14 protein-coding genes are annotated in these 16,022 nt (G+C 72.7%); 4 read left to right on the top strand and 10 right to left on the bottom strand.

The genetic code is table 11. The features are described from left to right. Positions 1 to 125: 125 nt before the first annotated feature. Both metE and JOL79_RS14975 read right to left on the bottom strand, forming a co-directional pair. The gene (gene metE, locus JOL79_RS14980; protein WP_210156416.1) at positions 126 to 2,369 is read right to left on the bottom strand and encodes a 5-methyltetrahydropteroyltriglutamate--homocysteine S-methyltransferase; all 2,244 of its coding nucleotides are present in this window, start codon (positions 2,367 to 2,369) and stop codon (positions 126 to 128) included. Positions 2,370 to 2,557: 188 nt separating this feature from the next. Next, on the bottom strand, positions 2,558 to 2,995 hold the full coding sequence (locus tag JOL79_RS14975; protein WP_230984815.1) for an ArsR/SmtB family transcription factor: 438 nt from the start codon (positions 2,993 to 2,995) through the stop codon (positions 2,558 to 2,560). Positions 2,996 to 3,188: 193 nt separating this feature from the next. Here JOL79_RS14975 and JOL79_RS14970 point away from each other — a divergent pair, with 193 nt between their 5' ends. The 3 genes from JOL79_RS14970 (at position 3,189) to JOL79_RS14960 (ending at position 6,295) form a co-directional block, all read left to right on the top strand. Then, on the top strand, positions 3,189 to 4,061 hold the full coding sequence (locus JOL79_RS14970; protein WP_210156415.1) for an SDR family NAD(P)-dependent oxidoreductase: 873 nt from the start codon (positions 3,189 to 3,191) through the stop codon (positions 4,059 to 4,061). Between the two features lie 215 nt (positions 4,062 to 4,276). Then, the gene (locus JOL79_RS14965; protein ID WP_210156414.1) at positions 4,277 to 5,176 is read left to right on the top strand and encodes a LysR family transcriptional regulator; all 900 of its coding nucleotides are present in this window, start codon (positions 4,277 to 4,279) and stop codon (positions 5,174 to 5,176) included. Positions 5,177 to 5,830: 654 nt separating this feature from the next. Next, positions 5,831 to 6,295, top strand: coding sequence for a DoxX family protein (locus JOL79_RS14960; RefSeq protein WP_210156413.1), 465 nt, complete (start codon positions 5,831 to 5,833; stop codon positions 6,293 to 6,295). A 145-nt stretch (positions 6,296 to 6,440) separates the two neighbouring features. Here JOL79_RS14960 and JOL79_RS14955 read toward each other — a convergent pair whose 3' ends face one another. From JOL79_RS14955 to JOL79_RS14920, 8 genes are read right to left on the bottom strand one after another with little or no spacing between them, the layout of a single operon-like run. Beyond that, the gene (locus tag JOL79_RS14955; protein ID WP_210156412.1) at positions 6,441 to 8,270 is read right to left on the bottom strand and encodes an allophanate hydrolase; all 1,830 of its coding nucleotides are present in this window, start codon (positions 8,268 to 8,270) and stop codon (positions 6,441 to 6,443) included. Beyond that, complete coding sequence (gene biuH, locus JOL79_RS14950) at positions 8,260 to 8,961, bottom strand: biuret amidohydrolase (RefSeq protein WP_210156411.1); 702 nt, start codon at positions 8,959 to 8,961, stop codon at positions 8,260 to 8,262. Before biuH ends, JOL79_RS14955 begins: the two co-directional genes overlap by 11 nt. Further along, a complete protein-coding gene (locus JOL79_RS14945; protein WP_210156410.1) occupies positions 8,958 to 9,602 on the bottom strand; it encodes a cysteine hydrolase family protein in 645 nt (214 codons plus the stop codon). The genes biuH and JOL79_RS14945 overlap by 4 nt, the downstream gene beginning before the upstream one ends. After that, positions 9,599 to 10,735: a BMP family ABC transporter substrate-binding protein gene (locus tag JOL79_RS14940; protein ID WP_210156409.1), complete on the bottom strand. Its 1,137-nt coding sequence runs from the start codon at positions 10,733 to 10,735 to the stop codon at positions 9,599 to 9,601. Before JOL79_RS14940 ends, JOL79_RS14945 begins: the two co-directional genes overlap by 4 nt. A gap of 25 nt (positions 10,736 to 10,760) precedes the next feature. Next, positions 10,761 to 11,663 carry an ABC transporter permease gene (locus tag JOL79_RS14935; protein WP_210156408.1) on the bottom strand — a complete coding sequence of 301 codons (903 nt, stop codon included), beginning with the start codon at positions 11,661 to 11,663 and terminating at the stop codon, positions 10,761 to 10,763. Next, positions 11,650 to 12,690, bottom strand: a complete 1,041-nt coding sequence (locus JOL79_RS14930) for an ABC transporter permease (protein ID WP_210156407.1) — start codon at positions 12,688 to 12,690, stop codon at positions 11,650 to 11,652. Before JOL79_RS14930 ends, JOL79_RS14935 begins: the two co-directional genes overlap by 14 nt. Further along, a complete protein-coding gene (locus JOL79_RS14925) occupies positions 12,687 to 14,171 on the bottom strand; it encodes an ABC transporter ATP-binding protein (RefSeq protein ID WP_210156406.1) in 1,485 nt (494 codons plus the stop codon). Before JOL79_RS14925 ends, JOL79_RS14930 begins: the two co-directional genes overlap by 4 nt. Next, positions 14,146 to 14,886 carry a GntR family transcriptional regulator gene (locus tag JOL79_RS14920; RefSeq protein ID WP_307848528.1) on the bottom strand — a complete coding sequence of 247 codons (741 nt, stop codon included), beginning with the start codon at positions 14,884 to 14,886 and terminating at the stop codon, positions 14,146 to 14,148. The genes JOL79_RS14925 and JOL79_RS14920 overlap by 26 nt, the downstream gene beginning before the upstream one ends. Before the next feature lie 261 nt (positions 14,887 to 15,147). Here JOL79_RS14920 and JOL79_RS14915 point away from each other — a divergent pair, with 261 nt between their 5' ends. Beyond that, positions 15,148 to 15,972 carry a cellulose binding domain-containing protein gene (locus tag JOL79_RS14915; RefSeq protein ID WP_230984813.1) on the top strand — a complete coding sequence of 275 codons (825 nt, stop codon included), beginning with the start codon at positions 15,148 to 15,150 and terminating at the stop codon, positions 15,970 to 15,972. The last annotated feature ends 50 nt before the right edge of the window (positions 15,973 to 16,022 follow it).

Below are 16,022 nucleotides of genomic sequence, written 5' to 3'. Positions count from 1 at the left end.
GACAGCGTGACGGGGCGGCGTTCCCCGGCGTTCCCCGGCGTCCCCCCACGTTTCCCGGCGTCCTGCCCGGCTTTCCGGAGGCCTGCCCGGCTTTCCGGAGGCCTGGCCGCCGCCCCGCCCGCCGCTCAGGACACGGTGCCCCTGAGCCGGGCCGCCGCCCGGACGACGTTGGCCAGCGCCGCCTCGACCTGCTCGTACGTCCTGGTCTTCAGGCCACAGTCGGGGTTGACCCAGACCCGCTCGACCGGCAGGACCCGCAGGATCTCCGCCAGCGACTCCGCCACCTCCTCCTCCGTGGGCACGCGCGGCGAGTGGATGTCGTAGACCCCCGGGCCCAGCCCCCGGGAGAACCCGCCCACGGCCGGCAGGATCCGCCCCCGCGACCGCGCCGACTCGATCGTGGTGACGTCGGCGTCGAGGCCGTCGATCGCGGCCAGGATCTGGTCGGCGTCCGAATAGCACAGGTGCGTGTGGATCTGGGTGTGATCGGCGGCGGCTGAGGTCGCCCGCCGATAGGCCTCCACCGCCCATTCCAGGTACGCGTCCTGGTCGCGCCGTCGTAGCGGCATCAGCTCACGCAGGGCCGGTTCGTCCACCTGGATGACCGGCACGCCGGCGGCCTCGAGGTCACCCACCTCCTCCCGTACGGCGTCCGCCACCTGGAACACCACGTCGCGCAGCGGCAGATCGTCGCGGACGAACGACCACGCGACGATGGTCACCGGACCCGTGAGCATGCCCTTGACCGGTTTGTCGGTGAGGGACCGCGCGTACCGGGCCCACCGGACCGTGATGGGCTCCGGCCGCTTGACGTCGGCGTACAGGATGGGCGGCCGGGTGCAGCGCGAGCCGTACGACTGGACCCAGCCGTGACGGGTGACGGCGAAGCCGTCGAGGTGCTCGGCGAAGTACTGCACCATGTCGTTGCGCTCCGGCTCGCCGTGGACGAGTACGTCCACCCCGAGCCGCTCCTGCAGCGCGACGACCCGCTCGATCTCCGCCCGCACCAGCGCCTCGTACGCCTCCTCGCTGAGCTCGCCCGCCGTCAGCGCCGCCCGGGCCCGGCGCAGCTCGCCGGTCTGCGGGAACGAGCCGATCGTGGTCACCGGGAGAGGCGGCAGCCGCAGATGCCCCGCCTGCGCCGCCGCCCGCACCGGGTAGGGGCTCCGCCGGGACGGCGCCGGCAGAGGCGGCGCGACCGGCGCCGGCTCGGGCGCCGGAGCCGGGACGTGGCCCTCGGGGGTGGCCGCGAGCAGCTCCGCGAGAGCGACCACCTCCCCCACCTTCTGGTCGGCGAAGGCCAGGCGCCGCCGCAGCTCCGGGTCGAGGTGCGTCTCCGCCCCCACGTCGTACGGCACATGCAGCAGTGAGCACGACGTGCTCACCACCACATGCTCCGCGTGCTCCCGCACGGTCAGCAGCGCGGCCAGCGCCCGCTCGCGGTCCACGCGCCAGACGTCCCGGCCGGACACGACTCCCGCGACCACCGTCGTGCCCGCGAGCACGTCCCACCGTGGGTCCCGCTCCCCTGGCCGCTGCCCCGGCTTGGGCCCGCGTCCCCGGACCAGGTCCAGGCCGACGGCCTCGACCGGCGTCGCCGCGAGAACGGGCAGGGCGTCTCCCAGATCACCGAAGTAGGAGGCCACGAACAGTCCCGGCCGCTCGGCCAGGCCGCCGAGCCGTCCGTACGCCGCAGCGACGGCGTCCAGCTCCGCCTCCGTGCGGTCGGCCACCAGGGCGGGCTCGTCGATCTGCACCCAGCGGGCGCCCTCGGCGGCCAGCTCCGCCAGCAGTTCGGAGTACACCTCGACGACCTCGTCCAGCCGGTCGATCGGGCGGAAACCGGGCGGGCTCCCCGGCGCCGCCTGCGCCAGCAGGAGGAACGTGACGGGCCCGACGAGCACCGGCCGGATCTCCAGCCCCAGCTCGCGCGCCTCCCGCAACTCGGCCACGGGCGCCCGGGAGTCGAGGGAGAACGCGGTGTCCGGCCCCACCTCGGGCACGATGTAGTGGTAGTTCGTGTCGAACCACTTCGTCATGCGCAGCGGGGCGACGCCATCCGCGCCACGCGCCATCGCGAAGTAGGTCGCCAGGTCGTCGTCCCGCCGATACCGCTCGGGCACCGCCCCCAGCAGCACCGCCGTGTCGAGCACGTGGTCGTAATAGGAGAAGGTGTTCGACGGCAGGCCCTTCAGTCCGAGCGCGGCGAGCCGCCGCCAGGTGTCCGCCCGCAACCGCCGTCCCGCGTCCTCCAGCTCCTCCCGGCTCGACCGGCCCTCCCAGTACGACTCCAGCGCCCGCTTCAACTCCCGGCGCGGCCCGATCCTCGGATACCCGAGCACGGTCGATGCGGGAAAGGACGATGTCATGCCGGCTCCTCGTTCGCCAGGTCAACAGGACGCCACGCATCCTCCCCGCGCCGAACCTGACAGAGCCGGATCCATTCACCCTCCTTATGGATCACTTCGTCCGGCTTCTCGCTGTACGCCGTCGTCATGGACTGGACACGCGGAGGGCTCAGGACGTGTCCATCCGGCGGGCAGGGGCCGGACGATGGTCAACCCGATCTTCCGGTCGCCTGCGGCCGGCGCGCCCACTCGGCGATCACGTCGCGTCCGTGGGTGATGGCGAGGTCAAGCAGGCCCGGGAAGCGAGCGTCTAGGTCGTCTCGGCGTAGCCGGTTCAGGCGCCGGGTTCCCTGGTCTCGCTGATGTATCACTCCGGCTTCTCGGAGGATCTTGAAATGAGCGCTCTGGGTGGACTTGCTCACCGGCGTGGTGATGGTCCCGCACGCCAGCTCGCCACCGGCCTCTGCCAGGCGAGCGACCACGCCGAGGCGCACCGGATCGCTCAGCGCCCCCATGACGCGAGCGAAGACCAGTTCCTCTCGATCAGGATGCACAAGATCGGTCGCTGTTCGGCTTGCCACACTGCCATGGTAGCCGCACATGTTCGCCCAGCCCGAACATGTGCTATGTTCCGGCCATCCGAACATGCGGCTAGGGGACTGCGGTTACTCAGCCGCCTGCACGCCGCCGGCGGCGGTCGCCTAGCCGGTGGCCGACGGGGCGGGTCACCGATCCCGATTCGCGGCGTGCCAGGCAGCGGCCGTAGCCGGCGACTAGCTGACGTTTTCCCGGGCTCCGACCAGAAGTGAAAACGGGCCCGCACAATGCCAAGGAGCGCACATGACCGAAACACCGCCGCCTATTGACATGACCGAGCGGTCTGGGGTGATTACCGGGGCGGGGAGCGGGATCGGCCGCGCGCTGGCCGAACAGTTCGGCCGGCGCGGAGCCCGGTTGCTGCTGGTGGGGCGCCGCGAGCAGGCGTTGCGGGAGACCGCCTCGGCGGTGGCGCGGGCCGGCGGCGCAGCCGAGGTGCTGGCCGCCGACATCACCGCCGAGGGGGCCGAGGAGAAGGTCGCCGACACTGCGCGCACGGTGCTGGGCAAGGTCGATTTATTGATCAACAATGCCGGCAACGTGCGCGCGGGGCGGCTGGAAGAGTGCGATGTAGCGGATGTGCGGGCGATGGTGGATCTCAACTTGACCGCGCCGATCCTGCTCACTCGCGCCTTGCTGCCCGATCTGCGCGCGGCCGCCCAATCCGAGCGCTCCGCCGACGTGGACGGCCTCGGCCGGCGACGCGACAGCGTCGTGCTGGGTATCGCCAGCGGCATGGCACTGCTCCCGCTGCCCTTCTACGCGACCTATGCGGCGACCAAGGCGGGCCTGGCCGCGTTTGGTCACGCGCTGCGCCGGGAGCTTCAGGGCACCGGCGTGCACGTCGCCACCTGGTATCCCGGGGCCACAGCCACGGCGATGATGGACAGTTCGGCCGCGGGGGAGGACCTGGGTTTCGGCCGCCGCCCGGTCGAAGAGGTGGTGACCGACCTGCTCGACGCGCTCGGCCGCGGCGAGCACGAGATCAACACCAGTCTGTCCACCCGGCGAGCCATGCAGCGGCTGCACGTCAGTGACCCGCTCGCCGTCGACGCCGCGCTCGGGCCCCAGCTGCCTCAGCTCGAATCCGCTGTGCGCAACCACCGCAGCATCTGACCCGCGAACAGACGCACAGCGCCGCCGGCACCAGCTGATTGGGCGGCTCGACAGGCCGGTCGTCGCCTCCTGCGATCGCATCACAACGAGTACATATATTCGGCGCTTATAAGACCCTTGGCGTTCCAGGCAGCCGGATAGCAGAACTTCTCGCCGCCGAACGGGTATCGCCGCCTGCCGGGCGGACGGGGCCGGCGGCCTGCGCATACTGGAACGTGGACCCGGGCCCTCCGCTGCGCGACGTCGGTTGTTTCGTCCTCGTCGCCCGCCATCTCAGCTTCTCGCGCGCCGCCGAGGAGATGGGCGTCTCCCAGCCTGCCGTGAGCCTCGCCGTCAAGCGACTGGAGCGCGGCCTGGGGATGCGACTGTTCGAACGCACGAGCCGGGAGGTCCTGCTCTCGACCGCGGGCAAGGCGCTGCTGCCGTACGCCGAGAGGCTCCTGGAGTCGGCCGCCGCCTTCTCGGCCGAGGCGGTGCGGATCACGACGGCGGCCGGGCCGGCCGTTCGGCTGCTCTATCCCCCGCTCGTCGGCCCGCTCGCCGCGCGTACGGCGCGCCGGCTGGCCCGGCGCGACCCCGCCATGGACGTGGAGCTGCGTACCTCCGGCCGCGCCGCCGCCGTGGCGGCTCTGACGGCGGGCGAGGGGACCGCCGCGATCATGGGTGCGCCGTTTCCCGTGGAGTTCGACACCGCCGCCCGGTTTCACGTTCCGGTGGCCCATCTGGCCGTGCCCGCGCACGACCCGCTCGCGTCCCTGCCGCGTATCCAGCCCGAACGGCTCGCCCGTCATCGCATCCTGCTGCCGGGTGACCGGCCGCCCGGCGGAGCGTGGGCGCGACTGGCCGCCCGGGTGCCCGGCGCGCACCGCCACCACATCGTCGGCGACGAGATCGACGACTTCACCCCGGCGCTCGACCTCGTCGCGGCGGGCGTCGGCCTGCTCCCCACCCCGCTGCTGCTCGTCGGCACGGTCAGACGAGACGATATCCGGTTCGTGCCTCTCGGGGTGGACGACCTGCGCCTGACCTTCGCGCTCGCCTGGCCCGCCGGCCGGATGGCGCCGGAACTGGTCGCCCTCGTCCAGGCCGTACAGGAATCGCTGTGGACCCGATAGACCGTCCCGCGGGACCCTGAACCGGCGACAGTTGCGGCATCACCACAATCCCTGACAGAAACTTTCACCCGTCATGTGGATACCGGATCAGGCGACGCACGCCCTCAGGGGTAGAAGCAGCAGGTGAAGATAGCGATGCGCCGCCGCCGGCGCAGGCATGCGGTGCGCGTTCACCGGCGAATGACAATCGTCCTTGACTGGGAATATCGCCGGGAGCACCCTTGGTGGGCGTCGGCGGATCCCCATTCGCCGACGATCGCCCGGGCGTTTCACCTGTACGGAAATCGGCACGGCAGCGACGACGCTTGCCACGACTCAACCCGCTCGGCGTGTGCAGGTCACGCGCCTTCGGCGGCATCGACCCGGCGCCCGCCGGGCCGAATCTGCAGGGCGAACAGCGATACGACGGGAACGACCATGGCGTTACCACGGGCCGCCTGAGATCCGGAACCAATCCGTTTCTCCTCATTTCATGCACAGCCGGACCGGAAGAGGTTTCCGCAGGTCCACCGCCTCGGTTTACCGCATCGCCCGCCCATTGTTCACCGGCAACGGCACCGTTCTGATTTCCGCCGTGCCTCACGCCGGACCCCGCACGCAGGCACCGCTGTGCGGGGCGTACGGCACCACACGAAAGCCCATGAGGTGATTCACATGAAATTCGACCAGGTCCGCGGACCCATCCTGTCGCTGTTCCGGATCGTGACCGGTCTACTGTTCGTCTGCCACGGCATGTCCTCGATCTTCGGCGTCTTCGGCGGCAATCGGGGCACCGGGCAGTCCATCCCCTTCGGCACCTGGCCCGGCTGGTGGGCCGCCCTCATCCAGCTGGTCTTCGGCGCGCTCGTGCTCATCGGTCTCCTCACCCGCGTCTCGGCGCTGATCGCATCAGGATCGATGGCGTACGCGTACTTCGTCGTGCACCTGCCCCACGGTTTCCTGCCCCTGCTCAACGGCGGTGAGCTGGCGGCGCTGTTCTGCTGGTCGTTCTTCCTCATCGCCGTGCTCGGCCCCGGCACCTGGGCGCTCGACACGGTGATCAGCCGCGCCCGGGGCGGAGGCGGAAGCGCCGGCGAGTACGACGCGGCCCCGGCCCAGCCGAAGCTGCAGAGCACCTGAGCGGCCCCCGGAGGCCGGATAGCCGATGACCGCCGTCCGGACGAGGCATGGAGGGTGCCTCGTCCGGACGGCTCGCACAGTGCGAACCCAGTGCGAAACCAGCGCGAAACCAGTGCGACGACCGGGGCGACGCCAGGACGGGCCGTCACCCGGAGCGGGACAGAAGGTAGGCGGGCCAGTTCGCGTAGGACGTGATGTCCCTCGCCCGCTCCGCCGCGTAGGCCTCGCACAGGAACCCGTGGACACGCCGTCCGTCCCGCAGCTCGACGGTCCCGAGGCCCAGCGGCTCGGGAATGGTCACGAGCAGTTCCCCCAGCGCGGCCGGAGCGAGCTCGTGCAGCTCGACCTCCACCGAGCCGCCGCCCGTCTCCCTCACCAGGCCGGGGCGATCGCCCAGGTCGTAGAGCCGGTAGGCGGCGGCCGTCCGGGCGATCCCGGCCGGCACCGCACCGAGCGCGATCAGGTGGTGATGGAGCGGCTGACCCGTGCGGTGCGCGCCCACCACGGCCAGGGTCACCCGGCCGGACGCTCCGGCGCCCGCCCCGCCCTCGCCGGTGCGGCCGACGCCAGTGGTTCCGATGCCGGCAGAGCCGCTGAAGGGATCGCCGGTGAAGCCGGCCGCGAGCGTCAGGAGCGCGCCGTCCGAGCCCGCCGGGGCCAGGAAGGTCACGCCGTGCGGCCTGCCCCTGGCGGTGAACCCGGCCGGTACGGCCACGGCGGCCAGGTCGAGCAGGTTGGCGAACGTCGTGTAGTGGCCGAGGACGGAGTTGCGGGCGATGGGATCCTCGGCCATCTCCCGCAGGGTGAACGTGGTGGGCACGGTGGGGACCACCAGCACGTCGACGCGTTCCCAGACGGGACGGGTCGACGCGCGCAGCTCCCGCAGCCGGTGCATGCCGGTGAAGACGTCGACACCGGTCACCGCGCGCCCGGTGGCCAGGACGTCGCGGGTGACGGGGTGGAGGTGCTCCGGATGCCGGTGGACGAAGTCTCCGACGCTCGCGAGCCGCTCGGCCACCCACGGCCCCTCGTACAGCAGGGACCCCGCGGCCAGGAACGGCTCAAGGTCGACCGGTACGAGGACGTGTCCGAGGGCGGCCAGCCGCTCGACGGCCGCCGCGAAGGCCGACTCGGCCGCCTCGTCGCCGAAGAAGCGGGCGGCGAGCGGGACGCCGATCCGGCGCGGGCCACTCCCCGCCGACGCCGACCCGGGCGAGCCGGAAGGCGGCCCCGAAGGCGGCGGCCCGGAAACCGGTGACCCGGAAGACAGCGGTAGAGGCGGCACGGGCGGCACGCGCGCCCAGGGGTCGCCGGGATGCGGCCCCGCGATCACCCGGAGCACCTCCACCGCGTCGCCGACCGTGGCGGCGAACACGCTCGGGCAGTCGAGCGAGGCGCACGCCGGCAGGATGCCGAGGCCCGGCACCAGCCCGCGCGACGGCTTGACGCCCACCGTCCCGGTCAGCGCGGCCGGGACACGTCCTGACCCGGCGGTGTCGGTGCCCAGCGCGAACGGCACGAGCCCCGCCGCCACGGCGACCGCGGAGCCGGAGGACGAGCCGCCCGAGATGAGGCCGGGGACCAGGGGCGACTCGCAGGACCCGTACGGGCTGCGCATCCCGGACAGGCCGGTGGCGAACTGGTCCAGGTTCGTCTTGCCGACGAGCACCGCGCCCGCCGCCAGCAGCCGCTCCACCACCGGAGCCGTCGCCGCCGGCCGGTAGGCGAACGCGGGGCAGGCGGCGGTGGTGGGCAGACCGGCCACGTCGATGTTGTCCTTGACCGCGAACGGCAGGCCGTAGAGCGGCAGCTCCGGGTCCAGCCCGTCGAGGTCCGCGAGGACCTCCGCCTCTTGCCTGAGGCTGATCCAGACGCCGTCGTCCCCACGCTCCTTGATCTTGCTGAAGACGTCGGCGACGACGTCGCGCGGGGTGAGGGCGCCGGTGCGGTATCCGGCCCGCAGCTCAGCGAACACCGGCGCCGGCCCCCAGCGACGTCAGCAGGGCGGCCGACGGCGCCACCGCCCCGAACACGCCGCCCTGCATCGTCACCATCTTGAGCGCCGCCTCGTAGTTGCCCGGGTCGGTCGCGCCGGTGCAGTCGGACAGCAGCAGGCACTCGTAGCCCCGGTCGTTGGCCTCCCGCATCGTCGTGTGGACGCAGACGTCGGTGGTGATGCCGGTGAGGATCAGATGGGTGATACCCCGGGTCCGCAGCAGCAGGTCGAGGTCGGTGGCGTAGAACGCCCCCTTGCCCGGCTTGTCGACGACGAGTTCGCCCGCGGCCGGCGCGACCTCGGGCACGATCTCCCATCCGGGTTCGCCGCGCACCAGAATGCGCCCGCAGGGGCCCGTGGTCCCGATGCCCGCGCCGATCCGTTCCGACCGCCACAGCTTGTTGGGCGGGCAGTCGGCGAGGTCGGGCCGGTGTCCCTCCCTGGTGTGGACGACGAGCATGCCGAGGTCGCGGCAGGCTCGCAGGACGCGGGTGGTCGGTTCGAGCCCGGCCCTCGTGAGAGACAGGTCGTAGCCCATCATGTCGACGTAGCCGCCGGGGCCGCAGAAGTCCACCTGCCAGTCGACGCAGATCAGCGCGGTCGTCGCCGGATCCAGCCCGCCGTCGTACGGCCAGCCGTACGGCTCGGCCTCGATAACCGGAAATCTCATGACAGCTCCTTAAGCAGGTCGGCACTCGAACCGACGGCGCCGAAGATGCCGCCGGACATCTCGATCGTGGACAGGGCGCCGGCGGCCAGGGACGGGTCGGCGGCGGCGCAGGCGTCGGCCAGCAGCAGGCATTCGTAGCCCCGGTCGTTGGCCGACCGCATGGTCGAGTGGACGCCGAGCTCCAGGCAGCATCCGGCGAGGACGAGCAGGTCACGGCCCGCCGCCCGGAGCAGTTCGTCGAGGGGGCTGCCGTGGAACCCGTCCCATCCCGGCGCGTGCACCTCGGCGTCCGCGGTGTCCTGCGGGGCCGCCTCCCGGCCGATCGTCGCGAGCGGGAACGCCGGGCTCCCGCCGCCCCACGCGTACGGCGGGAGCGGGGGGCCGGGCCGCAGCGGCGGCCTGACCCGCACGCGTACGACGAGGCCGCCCGCCTTCCGCGCCGCCCCCGCGACCCGCCCCGCCACGCGCGCCGCGCGGACCGCCTCGATCTCCGGCAGGGAACCCGGCAGCGCGACCGGCAGCGCGACCGGCGGGGAGCCGGGGAGCTCCTCGTACGGGGACGCGCAGCCGACCACGAGGACGGCCAGGCGCCGGGGATCGAGGCACCCGTGCCACGGCCAGGGGTAGGGGGTCGACATCATGACTTGGGCAGGCTTCCGACGACCCCCTGCACGAAGTAGTCGATCTTCTCGATCGTCTCGTAGTCGGGGATCGTGCCGTCGGGGACGCGGACCTTGCCCTCCTGGTCGCGGACCGGACCGGCGAACGGCGAGCCGGTCTTCAGCTTCTCCTTCGCCGCCTCGATGAGCGAGCGCGTCTCGGCGCCGACCGCCGGCCCGTACGCCGACTGGACGAACGGGTTGTCGCCGGTCTTGTAGCCGACGCGGAAGTTGCCGTTGTACTTGGACCCGGTGAATCCGCCGTCGAGGGCGGTGCGGACGATGTCGGAGTAGAGCGGTCCCCAGTTCCACTCCGAGCCGGTGAGCCAGCCCTTGGGCGCGATCGACGAGGCGTCCGCGTGATAGCCGACGGTCATCTTCCCTGCGGCCTCGGTGGCCTTGACGACGGTCGCCGTGCAGTCCTGGTGCTGGGTGATGACGTCGACGCCCTGCTCGAGGAGGTTCGCGGCGGCCTCGGCCTGCTTGGCCGGGTCGCACCAGCTCGACGTGCTCACGGCGAACGTCCTGACCGACGGGTTCACCGACTGGGCGCCCAGCTCGAACGCGTCGATGTTGTCGATCGTCTGGCTGATCGGGAAGGCGTAGACGTAGCCGAGCTTCCCGGTCTTGGTCGCCTTGCCCGCGGCGATGCCGGCGAGGTAGACGGGTTCGTAGACGGTGCCGAAGAACGTCCCGGCGTTGCGCGGGGTCGTGCCGGTGATGAGGTTGCCCTGCTGGACCACCACCACGTCAGGGTGCTCGGCCGCGACCTTGAGCGCGGCGTCGAGGTGGCCGTACGACGTGGCGAAGACGATCTTCGCACCCTTGGCGATCATGCTGTTCATCACCCGGGCGGCGTTGTCGTCCTCCGGCACGTTCTCCGCCGTGAGCACCTTGAGCTGCGGGAACGCCTTGGCAACCGCCTGGCTGCCCTGGTAGGCGGCCTGGTTGTAGCCGTAGTCGTCCTTGGGGCCGACGAAGATGAAGCCGACGGCCGCCGAACCCTTGCCCGGTACGGACGTCCCGCCCGAGGAGGAGGCGGCCGTCCCGCCGGTGTTCGCGGAGCAGGCGGTGGCCAGGGCGGCGAGCGCCGCGCCGGCGATGATCTTACGCATGGGGGGTCTCCAGGTTGTGCGGGCCCTAGCGGGCGAAGACGCGGCGCAGTTCCTCGGGGGCGGCGCGCAGCGTGCGCCGGCCGAGGACCGCGAGGAACACGAGCGTGATGACGAAGGGCAGCGCGTCGAGCGCGAACTGGTTGAGCGCGTGACCGCGGGCCTGCAGGGCGGGCGCGACCGCGAGCGCGGCGCCGAAGAGGTACGACCCGGCCATCACCCACAGCGGGCGCCAGGCGGCGAAGATGACGAGCGCGACGGCGATGAAGCCGCGGCCCGCGGTCATGCCCTCGAACCAGGCGTGGGCGTACGCCGTGGACAGCTGGGCCCCGCCGAGCCCGGCGAGCGCCGCCCCGGCGGTGACGGCGGCGGTCCGGACCAGATCGGCGGAGTGCCCGTGCACGTGGAGCACGTCGGCGCGCTCGCCGGCCGCCCGCACGAGTAGTCCGGCCTTCGTCCGGTTCAGCGTGAACCACAGCAGCGGGGCCACGACGAAGGTCAGGTACGTCACCGGGTCGTGCCGGAAGAGGATCTCCCCGGCGATCGGGATGTCGCCGAGGAGCGGCAGCGGGACGGGGTCGAAGCCGGGCGCGGCCTTTCCCACGTAGGCCGCCCCGAAGAGCGAGGTCAGCCCGAGACCGAGGAACATCAGGGTCAGGCCGGTGGCGAACTGGTCGGCCCGGCGCCACACGACCGCCACGGCGTGGACCAGCCCCAGTGCCGCGCCGGCGAGCGCCCCGGCGAGCAGGCCGAGCCAGGGGTTGCCGGTCTCGGCCGCCACCGCGTATCCGCCGAGGGCGCCGACGAGCATGCAGCCCTCGGTGCCGAGGTTCACGACGCCGGCGCGCTCGGCCAGCGTCTCCCCCAGCGCGGCGAACATGATGGCCGTCCCGCCGCGCACCCCTCCGGTGAGAATGTCAACGACGAGCACGGCGACTCCATCCGAGTACGGCGAGCAGGACGAGGCCCATCAGGATGTTGACGGTCGCCGCCGGCAGCCCGCTGTCGAGTTGCAGGCTGTCGCCGGCCACGGTCACGGCGGCGAGCAGCAGCGCCGCGCCCACGGTGGGCAGCGGCCGGTGGCGGGCGAGCCAGGCCGCGAGGAACGCGATGTAGCCGATGTTCGTGGTGAGGCCGGGCCGCAGCTTGAACTCGACGCCCGCCAGGTGGACGGCCCCGGCGAGACCCGCGAGGGCGCCGCCGAGCAGCATCGCCAGCAGGATCAGCCGGGCCACGGGGAGCCCGGCCCGCCGCGCCGCCTCCGGATTGCCGCCGACGACGGAGACGCGGAACCCGAACGACGTGCCGCGCAGCACGAGCCAGACGGCGACGGCCGCGACCAGCGCGACGACGATGCCCATGTGGATCGCGGTGCCGCTGAGCAGGGGCAATCGGGCGGCCAGGTCCAGCGGGCGGCTGGCCGGCTGGCCCGACCCGTGCGGGTCCTTCCACGGCTCGTAGATCAGGTAGAGCATGACGTCGAGCGCGACGTAGTTGAGCAGCAGCGTCGTGACCGCCTCGTTGACCCCGACGACCAGCCGGAGCGCGGCGGCGACGCCCGCCCACAGGGCCCCTCCCACGGCTCCGGCGAGCAGCGTCAGCGGCAGCGCCGCCGGTCCGGGGACGGCGAGCCCCACCCCGGCTCCGGCCACCGCGCCGATGACGACCTGTCCCTCGCCGCCGACGTTGGTGAGCCCGGCCCGGGCGGGCACCACGACGGCCATCGCCGCGAGGATCAACGGGGTCGCCTTGATGACGATCTGCTCAAGGCTCTCCGCGGTGAAGACGGAGGCGACCATGTCGCCAAGCGCCGTCACCGGATCGGCGCCCTTGGCCAGCAGGAGCACGCAGAAGATCGCGAGCGCCCCGGCGAGCGCGCCCAGCAGGCGGGCCGCCGTGCGCGCCGCGGTCCTGCGGGGCGCCGCGCTCTCGACGGGCGAGGCAAGCGTGGCGGTCATCTCGCACCGCCCAGCATCAGGCGGCCGATCTCCTGCCGGTCGGCGCCGCGCGCGTCGACGACCCCCGCCAGCTCGCCGCCCCGCATCACGGCGATCCGGTCGCTGATCGAGATCAGCTCGTCGAGGTCCTCCGAGACGACGAGCACCCCCGCTCCGGCGGCGGCGCGGGCGAGCAGCAGCTCCTGGGTGCGCCGCGTGGTGGCGACGTCGAGGCCGCGGCTCGGGTAGGCGGCCACCACCAGGGCCGTGTCGTCGCGGCCGAGCGCGCGGGTGAGCATGACCCGCTGGACGTTGCCGCCGGACAGTTCTGCCACCCGGCGGTGCCCCGGGGCCATCTCCAGCCCCACCGCGGCGTCCAGCTCGCGGGCGAGCCCGGCGACCCGGCGCCAGTCGACGTTGAACCGCCTGCGCGGCACACCGGGCAGGCCCAGCGCGATGTGCTCGACCACGGTCAGCCCCGGCACCACGGCGTCGGCCAGCGGATCCTCCGGCACCTCGGCGACCGCTCCGGCGGCCGTGACGACGCCGGCGGCCACCGGTCGAAGCCCGCAGACGACCTCGCAGAGCTCGCGCTGCCCGCTGCCCGCGACCCCGGCGACACCGACGATCTCGCCGGGCATGACGTCGAGGGTGACGTTCCGCAGGCGGAGCGCGCCGCCCTCGCCGTACGCGCCAACCCCGCGGAGCGACACGGCCGGGGCCCGGCCGGGCGGCGGGGCGGGACGGTCCGCGGGCAGCGGCGGGACGGCCCGGCCCACCATCGCCTCGACCAGTTCGGCGTCGCTGTGCGCCCGCGGGTCGGCCCCGCCGAGCACCACCCGGCCGCCGCGCAGCACGGTCACCCGATCGGCGATCGCACGCACCTCGTTCAGCTTGTGGGTGACGATGACGACGCCGTAGCCGAGGCCGCGCAGCCGCCGCAGGACGTCGAAGAGCGCGGCGACCTCCTGCGGCGCGAGCACGCTCGTCGGCTCGTCGAGGATGACGACCCGGGAGCCGCTGATCAGCACCTTGAGGATCTCCGCCCGCTGGCGTTCGCCGATGGACAGGTGGCCCACGCGGGTCAGCGGGTCGACGGCCAGGCCGTAGTCCTCGGCCGCCGCCGCGACGCGCCGGGCCATGGCGTCGAGGCGGAGCCTGCCGGGCAGGGCGAGGGCGACGTTCTCCGCCACGGTCAGGGCGGGAACGAGCCTCAGGTCCTGGAACACCATGCCGATCCCGAGAGACAGGGCGTCGGCGGGACCGGCGATGCTGACGGCCGCGCCGTCGACGGTGAGCCGGCCCGAGTCGGGCCGGTGCACGCCGTAGATGAGCTTGAGAAGGGTGCTCTTGCCCGCTCCGTTCTCCCCGACGAGGGCGTGCACCTCGCCGGGAAGGACGTCGAAGTCGACGCCGTCGTTGGCGACGACGTCGCCGAACGCCCGGGTCAGCCCGCGGGCGGCGAGCAGGGGATGTCTAGTGGGAGCCTCGGTCAACGTCATGGCGCCTGCCTCGGTTGAGGGCCATCTGAGTGATCGCGCGAGCGGCTCTGCGCTCGACGACGTCCATGGACTCCCCGACGTGCCGGCGCATCGCCCGGAGGGCGTCCTCCAGACGCCCCGCCAGGACCTCCTCGACGATCTCCATGTGCTGCAGGATCGTCAGGGTGATGCGGTCGGCGGTCAGGAAGTCGTACATGCGCACCGCCCGGATCCGCGCGTTCACGGAGGCGAGGGTGCCGGTCAGCGCCGCGTTCCCCGAGGCGCGGCTCATGGTGACGTGGAAGTCCTCGTCCATCAGCACGAACTGCGGGTCGGGCTCGGGCTGGTCGTCCCGCAGCGAGCGCCACTGGTCACGCAGCGGTTCGAGCAGGGCGGGGTCGTGCCCCCGCACCCCCGGCTCCAGGGCCCGGCTGATGCCCCGCAGCTCCAGCGTTATCCGCAGCTCGTACAGATCCCGCAGGTCCGTGAGGTCGGGCTGGGCGACGTAGTAGCCGCCGTCCTCCCCCCGCTCCACCAGGCCGTCGGCGAGGAGGCGGACGAGCGCCTCGCGCACCGGCGTCCTGGAGACCCGCAGCAACGTGGCGAGCCGCTCCTCGACCAGTCGTGACCTGAGCGCGAACTCGCCGAGCATCAGCCGCCGGCGGAGCTCGCCGTACACCTGGTCACGGCGGAGGCCGGTCCTCGTATCCGGTTTCGTATACAGCTCTGCATCCACGACGAGGACGCTAGGTTCGCCGGGTTTCGCCGGATGCCGGACGCTGTTAAACCCCGGTGCCGTACGGCTCACAGTCCGCCGGCGGCGGCTGAAACTTTCACCTCCCGGGCCGCCCCACCTGCGGGCACGGCCTGAGGGGCAGCGTCCCGATGGACCGGGCCGCCTGGGCCACCGCACGATCCCGGCGAGGCCTGCGGCGAGGCCCGAACCGAGGCGCCCCGGCCCCGGGGCGCCGATCCGTACCCTCGGCGGGAGCATCCGATGCGAATTTCCAGACGGCTGCCCAGAAGACTCCTGAACGTCGGCGCGGCGGCCGCCCTGGCCTGCGCGGCGCTGGCCACCGCGGCCCCCTCGGCCGCTCCGTCGCCCGTGCCGTCCCCCGTGCCATCCCCTGCGCCATCCTCCGTGCCGGACGACGCTCCGCCGAGCGTCCCGACCGGGCTGTGGGTGTGCGGGGCCGACTTCACCAACGCGGTGCCGATGTGCTGGACGGCCGCGACGGACGACGTCGGCGTCGCCGGTTATGACGTCTACATGCTGCAGGGCGACGCCTTCGCCAAGATCGGCTCGACGACCGGCACGTTGTACGTGGCGAACAACCTGGTCGCCGGCCACAGCTACACGTTCTACGTGGTGGCCAGGGACGCGGCCGGACACACCAGCGCCCCCTCCGCGCCCCTCACGGCCACCGCCCAGCAGGGCCTGCCCACGTGGAGTCCCTCTCCTTCGCCCTCACCTTCACCCCGCACCTCTCCCTCCGCCGGGTCGGCCTGCCGGGTCGGGTACGCGGTGAACGACTGGGGCGGCGGCTTCACCGCGACCGTGACCGTCACCAACACCGGCGCCACCGGGATCAGCGGATGGACGCTCGGCTTCGCCTTCCCCGGAGACCAGCGGATCTCCCCTCCCGGCTGGTCGGCGACCTGGGCGCAGTCCGGCGGCGCGGTCACCGCCACAAACCTCGACTGGAACCGGTCGATCGCCCCCGGGCAGTCGGTCCAGATCGGCTTCAACGGCGCCTACACGGGCGCCAACACCCGCCCAGCGGCCTTCACCCTGAACGGCACCACCTGCGCCACCGCATGACCCAGCCCCCGCATGACCCAGCCCCCGCATGACCCAGCCCCCGCATGACC

The organism is Microbispora oryzae (genome assembly GCF_017896165.1).
Taxonomy (GTDB): Bacteria; Actinomycetota; Actinomycetes; order Streptosporangiales; family Streptosporangiaceae; genus Microbispora; species Microbispora oryzae.
This window is presented reverse-complemented; position numbering and strand designations above follow the sequence as displayed.